A 9,262-nucleotide genomic window follows, 5' to 3' on the forward strand; every position below is an offset into this window, starting at 1 on the left:
ATGAGCATGGCGGATCTGGAGGGCAGCAGATGATTGGCTGCTTCGGAAAAGTGCCCGCGAGCGCAGACTTCGTCAGCCTGCATGGCGCCAGCGAAGAAGCCTGCGAGTTCGACGCCTGGCTGCAGGGCGCGCTCGCCGACATGCAGCACCGCGAAGACTGGCGCACGCTTTTCGACCGGTTGCCAGTGTGTTTCTTCAGCTACCGGGCACGCAACGGCAATTGGCTGGTGGGCGGTTTGATCAGCTCACGGGACTCCAGTGCGCGACGTTATCCGTTCTTCATCTTTCAAACGGTGAAGGCCAGCGATGCCGGCGTGTTTGTGAACCCGTTCACCCTGAGCGAACTGTTCGCCGGGCAGATCAAGCCGTTGTTGCACATGGCGGCGCAGGCGGAAGGCACTGCGGTGCTGTTCGAGCGCATAAGGGCCTTGCGCCCGTTGCAAGGGCAGGACTTCGAGCTGTTCCGGCGTGTGCATGAAAAGTTTCTGGTGAACTTCACGCTGCGTGACATCGCCAAGTCGCTGGAGAGTTCTTACCCCGAGTTCATCAGCAATGCCGTGCTCACCAGGCTGCAAGCGTTGAGCCGACCGTCACACAAGGCGCCGGTCGGGATTTCCCTGCCGCTACCTGCCGAACGGGGCTTGAAGAACCCGACTGCAGATCTTTGGGTCAACTGGTTGTCGCGCCTCAACGCAAACAACGCTGTGCCACAGATCAGCATTCTGGCGGACGACTTCATGCGCCCCAGGCTGTTCTGTTTTCCGTCCCGCAATACCACAGGCGTGTACCGCGTGGTGACGGGCGTGGGTGAGCATTCGGAGAACTATGACGTGCTGGCCCCTTTCGACGCGTTCGACGAACACCACCGAGGCCATGTGTTTCCAGACATAAACCGCCCTCTTTATGACGTTATCGACCGTTTTGTCGATGTGCTGGATTTGAAGTCCGTATGAACAAAATCAAGTATTACTTCCTGCGCTACCAGCCCTACATACTAGGGGTCTGCTTTTTCCTGGCGATATTTATCGTCTGGAGCATCGGTCGAGCCCTTGGCTTCAGCTCGATGAATAGCCTGCTGACCGGTATCGGCCTGTTCCTGTTGCTGTCAGCCGCTTATGTTCTGCTGCTGTATCGCGGTGTGTCTCAGCATCAGAACCTTGAGGGGCTGTTGCGCGACGACGCCGATCAGGCCGTGCTCAACGCAAGCCCGGCAGATCGCGAAGAGGTCAGCATGCTGCGTGAGCGTCTGCTGCAAAGCATCGAGCGCCTGCAGAGCAACAAACCGAACGGCTCCAATGCCAAGGACGCGCTCTATGCCCTGCCCTGGTATCTGGTCGTCGGCCAGCCCGCAGCAGGCAAGAGCACTATGCTGTATCAGTCGGGTCTCAACTTCCCTTACGCCGAACGTGAAGGCGCACGTGTCGCCGGGCTGGGCGGCACGCGCAATTGCGACTGGTTTTTCAGCTCCGAAGCCGTGCTGCTGGACACCGCTGGCCGTTACATGAACGATCAGGAAGAAGCCGGCAAATGGCGGGCGTTTTTGCAGTTGCTGCGTCAGCATCGCCAGCGCAGACCGCTCAATGGCCTGATCGTGACGGTCAGCATCCACGACATCCTGCAAGCTTCGGTCGAGGATCAGGAGCGCATTGCCAAGCGTCTGCGCGAACGAATCCAGGAAACTCACGCCCTGCTGGAAGTACGCCTGCCGGTGTATCTGGTGTTCACCAAGTGCGACCTGGTACCGGGCTTTGTGCCGTTCTACCGTCAGCTAGACGACGTAGCGCGTGGCGAGGTAATGGGCAAGACCTTCCCGCACAAAGGCTACGAACAGGCCGACTGGGGCCAGCGCTTCGGCGTGGCGATGGACGAGCTGATCAGCTACTGGAAAGAGGTGGCGAATCAGCAGTTGGTACTGCAGGACATACAGATCACCCGCCAGGACACGGCGGTGTATCGCTTCCCGCTGGAGCTGGAAGCGCTGAAACCGCGCTTGCGGCTGTTCGTTGATGCCCTGCTGCGCGCCAACCCATATCAGAGCGCCGAGATGCTGCGCGGTTTCTACTTCACCAGCGCACTGGACGCCGATCAGCCGGAAATGGGTGGGCACACTCGCCAGGTCACTGAGCGATTCCAGCTGGAAAGCGAGCAGGATGTGGTGGACGGCAATGCGCAACCGCACCCGCTGTTCATCAACAGCCTGTTCCGTAAAGTGATCATCCCCGACCAGCACCTGGTGGCGCTGTACACCACCAACCACCGCGAGCGGCGTCGCAAGGCCGCCTGGATTGGCGGCGCCAGCCTGGTTGCCCTGTTGATCTGCAGCCTGTGGGGTTGGTCGTACTGGAACAACAAGGACAACATTCAGTCGATTTCCAATGAACTGGCCCAAGCCGTAGCGGATGACAGCAAGGCCACCGGGCAATACACCGAATGGCAAACACTGGATCGCATGCGCTTCTGGACAGCGCTCTATTACGGCCGTCATCACGATGAAGGTGTGCCATTGCGCATGCGTCTGGGACTCTACAGGGGCTATGACATCGAGCCGCTGTTGCGCACGCGCTACTTCAATCGCCTGGAAACGGTGATGCTCAAGCCGACCGCAGACAACCTGACGCGCTCGCTATACCTGCTGACCACCATCAAGGTCTACCAGCGCAATGCCAAGGACCTGATGCCGGTCACTGGCGTAGACAGTGTCGAGCCCAAGGCCCTGCCGCCCGACAACCGTGCGCAGTCCATCGCGGCCTTCGGCAAGGCAACGCTGGACACGTACGTGATGCTGTCGCGAGCACAGCGCGAGAAGGCCGACCCGGCTTTCCTGAAAGCGAAGATGCCTGATTACTGGTACCCGGCCATCGCACGTCAGACCGGCAAGACCATCACGGCAAATGCCGAGGCAGGCTCGAATCAGGATTACGAGTACGCCAGCCGGCAGATCAACTTCTACAGCGATCAGATTCATGAACTGGACGTGCCGAGAATTCTCGACAACGCATTTCTGACATCCAGTTCGCGTAATTACATCAATAGCCTGCTGACGCAGTCTTTGAAGGCCATCGAGACGATTACGCTGGAGTCGGACACGCTGTTCGCCTTCGGTCGTGCGGATTTCCAGAGCCTGAAAACCGAAGGTCAAAACCAGTTGAGCGCGATTGCCGGCAAGCTGCTGAGCACGCCGAACATCGGCAAGATCGTGATCGCAGGTCACGCGGACCAGTTGGGTGACCCGCAGAGCAACATGCAGGTGTCCAAACAGCGGGCGCAGACCATCAAGACTTACCTGGTCGGCAAAGGTGTACCCGCCGAGCTGGTGGACGCGGTGGGTGAAGGCAGCGAGAAGCCTCTGGTCAAATGCGACATGCAGCAGCCCAGGGCTCAGTTGATTCAGTGCCTGGAGCCAAACCGGCGCGTAGAGATCGAAGTACGCGCACTCAACTGAGTGCGTGCCGGCAAGTAAACCGAAGCCCGGGTTGTCCATACGAAACCGGGGCCGTGGCAAGAGAACCTTTCTTGATTGTTTCAGAAAGGTTAATCAAAAGGACCGTGTTCTGTCCGTAGACGTCACGGTTTTAAATGAGAAAGGAGAAGCAGAAAATGGCATTTGACGCATATATCCAAATCGACGGCATCCCGGGCGAAGTTCTGGACGACAAGCACAAGGACTGGATCGAGGTACTAGGTTACGAGTTCGGCGCTACCCAAGCCACCTCGGCTACCGCCAGCTCCTCGGGCGGTGCTTCGTCCGAGCGCGTTGCACTGAGCGACTTCAGCATCCGCAAATCTGTGGACAAGGCTTCTGCCAAGCTGTTCGAAGCGTGCTGCAAAGGCACTCACATCGCCAAGATCCAGCTGAACGTAAACCGTGCAGGCGGCGACAAGCTGACCTACCTGACCATCAACCTGGAAGAAGTGGTCGTGTCTTCCGTCAAGGCTGTTGCAGGTGGCAATCAGAAAGGCGAAGACAACGCCGTCAGCGATCTGCCGATCGAAGAAATCAGCTTCAACTTCGCTCGCATCAAGACCACCTACACCCAACAGAGCCGTTCCGATGGCCAGGGTGGCGGTAACGTAACCGGCGGCTGGGACCGCACTGCGAACAAAGTCTTCGCATAAGTCTGTGACACATCGGGTCGCGCAAGCGGCCCGTCTTCAACACCGTGTCTGTCCAGACGCGGTGTTTTTTTCTCCTCTGATCAGAGTTGACTATGTCTGAATTTCTCAACGACCTTTCGCTTGCCGATCTGACGGCACCCATCAACGGGGGAAGTGGCGAGGACCTGAGCTTTTCCACCCTGTTCGATCAGGTCAAGGAAGCTCGTCGAGCAGACCCCGACTACCTTACCCAAGGTGACTGGCAAACCGATCTCAAGTCCTCTGACTGGGATCAGACCATCACGTTGGCCGCGCAGGGCCTCGCAGAACAAAGCAAGGACCTGATGCTCGTCGCCTGGCTCAGTGAAGCCCTGGCGCACAAATACCACTTTGTCGGCATCACCTTCGGCCTGACCGTGGCCGAACGGATCCTGCAAAATTTCTGGGACGACCTATATCCGTCTCTGGAAGACGGCGTGGAAGAACGCGCCGCCCGTCTGGCCTGGCTGAAAACCACACTCACCGAAGTCGTGGGCGGGTTGCCGATCACGCAGGGGCAGAACTTTGGCCTGCTGCGCTACGACGAGTCACGCCACGTCGAAAACCTCGCCCTGCAAAACCCCAAGGCCATGCACGCAGCTGTTGAAGAAGGCAAGATCAACGCCGAAATCTTCCAGCGCTCGGTCGTGCTGACCGACTCGGACCACCTGCGGCTCAAAGCCAGCGAGATTGCTGCCAGCCTCTATGCCTGCCAGCAGCTCCAGGCCACCGCCGACACCCTGTTCGGCCGCGACGCGCCGAGCCTTGTCACCCTCAGCGACATCCTGCAACGCGCCGGGCAACTGACTGAAAAGCTGCTCAAGGACCGTGGCATAGAACTCAGCCCGGCCCCCGCTGCCGCGACGCAGGCCGCCCCCGAAATCGCCGTCGACCAATCCGCAGGTGCCGCGATGACCCAGCCCACCCAGGAAAGCGCCTCCGCACCACTGCGCACCACCCCGACCACCCGCGACGAAGCCTTCACCATGCTCGCCGGCATCGCGCAGTTCTTCAAAAATACCGAACCGCAAAGCCCTGTTCCGTACCTGATCGAACGCGCCATCAAGTGGGGCAACATGCCACTGGAAGGCTGGCTGAGCGACGTTATTAAAGACAGCAACGTCGTGGACAGCATTCGCGATGTGCTGGGTACGAAAGAGCCGAAGCAGTAAGGGCAGTTCGTAGGATCGGTCTGTATGAACGTGCGTACAGACCTTTCGGAAAGGCGCCACAGGGTGAGTCTGCGTGCATGACTAACATAGCCGTTATTGATCTGGATAATTGGCGGATCGCCGCACGCAGGCCGCCCTGTCTTTTTGATCGCACCAAACGCTCCGCCTTGGGCACGAGCAATATTCGCACACATCACGGATAAGAGAATGAACACATCAGAACCAGAAAAAGCATCAAACCAATACAGCGATAAATGGAAAGAACGCTTCGCCTTTTTTGAAGCGCACGGCGGACCGAATGCTCCGGGGTTCAAGCCCGCGCTTAAGCAACTGCCTTTTCTAAAAAAAGTGAAAATAAATTTCAACTTCTTCGCGTTCTTTTTTGGGCCTATTTATTTATTCATCATGGGTTTGTGGAAGAAGAACCTGTCCTTCATCGCGATTATGGTAGTGGTGTCTATCGCATCAGACATCGTGATGGAAAAGTATGGGTTTCGATACGCCAGGGAGGCCAGCTCTGCACTCGGATTTGTGTTTAACGCGCTTTACGGGCAGCTGACAAACTATGCCTACTACCTCAATGAAGTGAAAGGCAAGCAGAGTTGGAATCCGCTTGAGGGGTTGCGCTGGTAATACGAGCACATGGATTCTATTTCAGGGAGATTTAAATGTTTGAGCCTGTGGCCATTACAGCAGTATTGCTGTTCTTTTTAGCGCTGGGATTTTTTACTGTCTACGCGCCGATTAAAACCATTGCCTCGTTGATTAGGCGTGACAATCCTCTTGACCGTGTTTCACGGTTTTCTTACGCCATGTCGACGTGCTTATCATTAACCGCGGCAGGCTATGCATTCGTCGGTGCCTTCCTTGATTCGGACCAGACCGAAACGTTTTTATGGTTATCAGCCTATCTTTTTTTACAGGCAATAACGATGGCGATACTGATGATTAAAACCAGAGGACGCTCAAGGCTTGATAGGTTTTTGTAGCTGCTTGGCGTTCGCCTCACTCACTTGAAGTCTGCCGTTTTTAAACCCCACCTCTCATTTGGACAGGCATGGAGCCATTACTCACAAGGGAGCCAGTATGCGTCCAATCATCGTTGTCAACGATCCTACCTCAGATGCAGGTCAGGTCCTTGAGGGATCGCCCAGCATGTTCATAAACGGTTTGGCCGTGGCACGGGTCGGGGACCGAGTGTCCTGCCCGCATGGCATCGGGACCATCGTCAGCGGGGATGAAACCCTGCTGGTGGATGGCCGCCCGGTTGCCCGAGAAGGTGATTTTATCTCCTGTGGTGCGCGGCTGATGGCAACGCAGCAGGATACCGTGGACCTCTAAGGAACAGAGATGAACACAACACTCAGCATCCACGCAAAGGGAGCTTGACCATGACCACACCTTCAATCACCACTCCGGTCGCTACCAGCAAGAACATGTCGTGCAACATCAACCTTCCCTGGTTTGTGCAGGGCACCGAGTATTGCCCGGCCGAAGCTACTTTTGAGCCTTTGGTCAACGGAGAGCGCGCATTCGGTGCCGTGTACGACGCGATCATGGCTGCCAAGCACAGCGTTGAAATCGCTTGCTGGGGATTTCAGCCCTCGATGTATTTCAAGCGTGGCGATACCTGCTCATTGTGTATCGGTGAGCTTCTGGCACTTAAAGCCCAAGAAGGGGTTCAGGTCAAAGTCCTCTGCTGGTCTGATTCGACTCACATGGCCCAAGCCTTGGAAAACACAACGCCCGGCGACAACGTCAGCAATTGGATTCCCGGCCTTGATGATTTTTTCCACGCCACCTCTATTTCAAAGGGGTTAGGCTTTGATAGCACGACCAGAAAGCTTGAAGAGTTGCGCGCTAAAGGCGCACAGGATCGCGACAAGGACCAAATCGAGATCGACAAGTTGTGGTATCGCCAGGTTCGCCTCGCCTACACAGGCGCTGAAACCGGCGTTATCGAATTAGGTCAACGCTTTTTTCGCGTGATGGGATGGGGCGACGAAGAATCCATCAAAGACACGAGATTACAGTTCGTCACACGCGACTTCTCTGTCACTGACCGAGTGGAAACTGCATGGCGATTAGCGATGCAAGCGCTTGATCAAGATCGCAGTACAAAAAATAAAGTGATGAGTACAGGGGCTATGTTTCTCGCACCGACTCACCACCAGAAAATGGTGCTGGTGGATTACGAACAGCCTGACCTTGCGGTCGGCTTCGTGATGGGGCACAACACGCTGGATGCGTACTGGGACAAGGACGACCACGCCTATGAGCGCCAGACCGCGCAAAAAGGCCGCAACGGAACGACGCCTCGACAGGATATTTCGAGCCGTGTCACCGGCCCCATTCTTGAATATCTGAATCAGAATTTCTGTGAAGCCTGGGAAAAAGAAACCAAGGTCGATCTGCTCACAGCTCGCAAGCATATTGCAGATAAGCTAAAGGGTCGCCGGGAATATGGCACGCCACTTATGGCGCAGATACTCAGAACCCACAGCCAAAGCAACGTGAGGGATATTGAAAAGCTTTACCTAAAAGCGGTGAACAATACGTCTCAGTTCATCTACATCGAAAATCAGTATTTCCGCTGGCCACCGCTAGCGGAAAAGATCAAAAGCGTTGTGCAAAACCTTCTGGACGGTGGTCGCGACCTCAAAAAACATGGGCCTATCTATCTCTTCGTCGTGACGAACTCTTCTGAAGAGGGAATGGGCGACGGGTCAGTCAACACATTCCGCATGCTCAAGCACTTGGGCCGCCCGGAGCTGCTGCCGGGAGTCGCGCAGGCCGAGCGGCATGACGAACTGATGGATGAATTATATGCCGCTAAGCAGGAAGAGCTATTGGCCACACAGAAAGCTGCGGCTTTCAATCAGATCCACGGGATTGATCATACAGAGCGAGCCGCCCGCATTTACGAACCGTTGAAAACCAAGCTGGCAGAAGCTCGCGCAAAGGTCGAAAGGCTGGAGCAGGAAATGCCTGGAAAAGACGCAGAGCCTATAACGCCTTCAGAAATCCGAGGGCTCAAGATGCACATATGCACGTTAGTAGCACCTGACTCTCCTCCAGACGACTGGATGGATGTCTATATACACAGCAAACTGATGATTATTGATGACGTATTTACAACTATTGGATCGGCTAATATTAATACAAGAAGCATGCAGGTTGATACCGAGCTGAACATTTGCGTTGAAGATCCGACAGTGACTAAGCCGCTGCGCGAACATTTGTTTGACATACACACCGGCGAGACAAAAACGGAGCCTGGCATAGCCAGTATCTATCAGCAATGGCAAGCCATCATAGAAACAAACAAAACGAACAGAATATTAAACAAGCAAAAAAACGACGCAGTGAAACTACAAGGCCCAGTCGCCTCATTAGTTGAGTTTTTACAGGAAACCAAATCCAGAAAAAACTGGGACTGACAATGAAAAAAGCAATAATCAATTTATGTATATTGTTACTATTAACAGCCTGCTCTAAAAAGGACGATGAGATGCCTAGTCAGTCACAGATAGATTTCGCGTATGAGCGGTTAAAATTCCAGTGCGCATACGAAGCTGACGTTCTACAAAAACTAAATGAAGACGCTGATATTCTTTATAAGTACGGGCTTTTTCTTGAGAACCAAGAGAATAAGGAGGCGTACAACCAAGCTGTAATATTTTATCGTATAGCCGCCGCACACGACCATTACAAGGCCGCTACAAACTTACAAAATTTACTTTCAACCAGTCTTGTCAACTCCGTAGGGATTCTCCGAACAAGTCCCAGGTATGCGAAAATCGCCTGACCACCTGATCCGAGCCGCCCATGAGCCAGATGAGCTTTTCCGATTTCGAATACGCCGGTAAACGCAAGCAGACACGCCGCGAACGCTTCCTCGCCGAGATGGATCAGGTCGTGCCCTGGACAGGCCTGCTGGGCCTGATCGAACCGTT

The 9,262-nt window shown here is 55.2% G+C and carries 8 protein-coding genes and 1 pseudogene; all 9 read left to right on the top strand.

Annotated elements, in window-relative coordinates:
* Positions 1 to 29: 29 nt before the first annotated feature.
* Entirely contained in the window at positions 30 to 953 is a 924-nt protein-coding gene (gene tagF, locus ALO43_RS12965) for a type VI secretion system-associated protein TagF (RefSeq protein ID WP_005895928.1), read from the top strand.
* The gene (gene tssM / locus ALO43_RS12970; protein WP_053931988.1) at positions 950 to 3,442 is read left to right on the top strand and encodes a type VI secretion system membrane subunit TssM; all 2,493 of its coding nucleotides are present in this window, start codon (positions 950 to 952) and stop codon (positions 3,440 to 3,442) included. The genes tagF and tssM overlap by 4 nt, the downstream gene beginning before the upstream one ends.
* 155 nt (positions 3,443 to 3,597) lie before the next feature.
* Positions 3,598 to 4,116: an Hcp family type VI secretion system effector gene (locus ALO43_RS12975; protein ID WP_002551414.1), complete on the top strand. Its 519-nt coding sequence runs from the start codon at positions 3,598 to 3,600 to the stop codon at positions 4,114 to 4,116.
* Between the two features lie 92 nt (positions 4,117 to 4,208).
* Complete coding sequence (tssA, locus tag ALO43_RS12980) at positions 4,209 to 5,306, top strand: type VI secretion system protein TssA (RefSeq protein ID WP_054997627.1); 1,098 nt, start codon at positions 4,209 to 4,211, stop codon at positions 5,304 to 5,306.
* Positions 5,307 to 5,513: 207 nt separating this feature from the next.
* Entirely contained in the window at positions 5,514 to 5,939 is a 426-nt protein-coding gene (locus ALO43_RS12985) for a DUF2628 domain-containing protein (protein ID WP_053479499.1), read from the top strand.
* Between the two features lie 35 nt (positions 5,940 to 5,974).
* Entirely contained in the window at positions 5,975 to 6,295 is a 321-nt protein-coding gene (locus ALO43_RS12990) for a hypothetical protein (RefSeq protein ID WP_005895914.1), read from the top strand.
* A 97-nt stretch (positions 6,296 to 6,392) separates the two neighbouring features.
* On the top strand, positions 6,393 to 6,647 hold the full coding sequence (locus ALO43_RS12995; RefSeq protein ID WP_005895913.1) for a PAAR domain-containing protein: 255 nt from the start codon (positions 6,393 to 6,395) through the stop codon (positions 6,645 to 6,647).
* A 50-nt stretch (positions 6,648 to 6,697) separates the two neighbouring features.
* A complete protein-coding gene (locus tag ALO43_RS13000; RefSeq protein ID WP_054989434.1) occupies positions 6,698 to 8,746 on the top strand; it encodes a phospholipase D-like domain-containing protein in 2,049 nt (682 codons plus the stop codon).
* A gap of 388 nt (positions 8,747 to 9,134) precedes the next feature.
* Positions 9,135 to 9,262 (top strand): annotated as a pseudogene (locus ALO43_RS31445) (IS5/IS1182 family transposase); the annotation flags it as partial.

The organism is Pseudomonas tremae, from assembly GCF_001401155.1.
In the GTDB taxonomy this organism is placed as follows: domain Bacteria; phylum Pseudomonadota; class Gammaproteobacteria; order Pseudomonadales; family Pseudomonadaceae; genus Aquipseudomonas; species Aquipseudomonas tremae.

Excerpts from the sequence above, each read along its gene's own strand:
- ALO43_RS13000 (WP_054989434.1), top strand. The coding sequence starts at position 6,698 with ATGACCACACCTTCAATCACCACTCCGGTCGCTACCAGCAAGAACATG.
- ALO43_RS12990 (WP_005895914.1), top strand. The coding sequence starts at position 5,975 with ATGTTTGAGCCTGTGGCCATTACAGCAGTATTGCTGTTCTTTTTAGCG.
- ALO43_RS12975 (WP_002551414.1), top strand. The coding sequence starts at position 3,598 with ATGGCATTTGACGCATATATCCAAATCGACGGCATCCCGGGCGAAGTT.
- tssA (WP_054997627.1), top strand. The coding sequence starts at position 4,209 with ATGTCTGAATTTCTCAACGACCTTTCGCTTGCCGATCTGACGGCACCC.
- tagF (WP_005895928.1), top strand. The coding sequence starts at position 30 with ATGATTGGCTGCTTCGGAAAAGTGCCCGCGAGCGCAGACTTCGTCAGC.
- ALO43_RS12985 (WP_053479499.1), top strand. The coding sequence starts at position 5,514 with ATGAACACATCAGAACCAGAAAAAGCATCAAACCAATACAGCGATAAA.
- tssM (WP_053931988.1), top strand. The coding sequence starts at position 950 with ATGAACAAAATCAAGTATTACTTCCTGCGCTACCAGCCCTACATACTA.
- ALO43_RS12995 (WP_005895913.1), top strand. The coding sequence starts at position 6,393 with ATGCGTCCAATCATCGTTGTCAACGATCCTACCTCAGATGCAGGTCAG.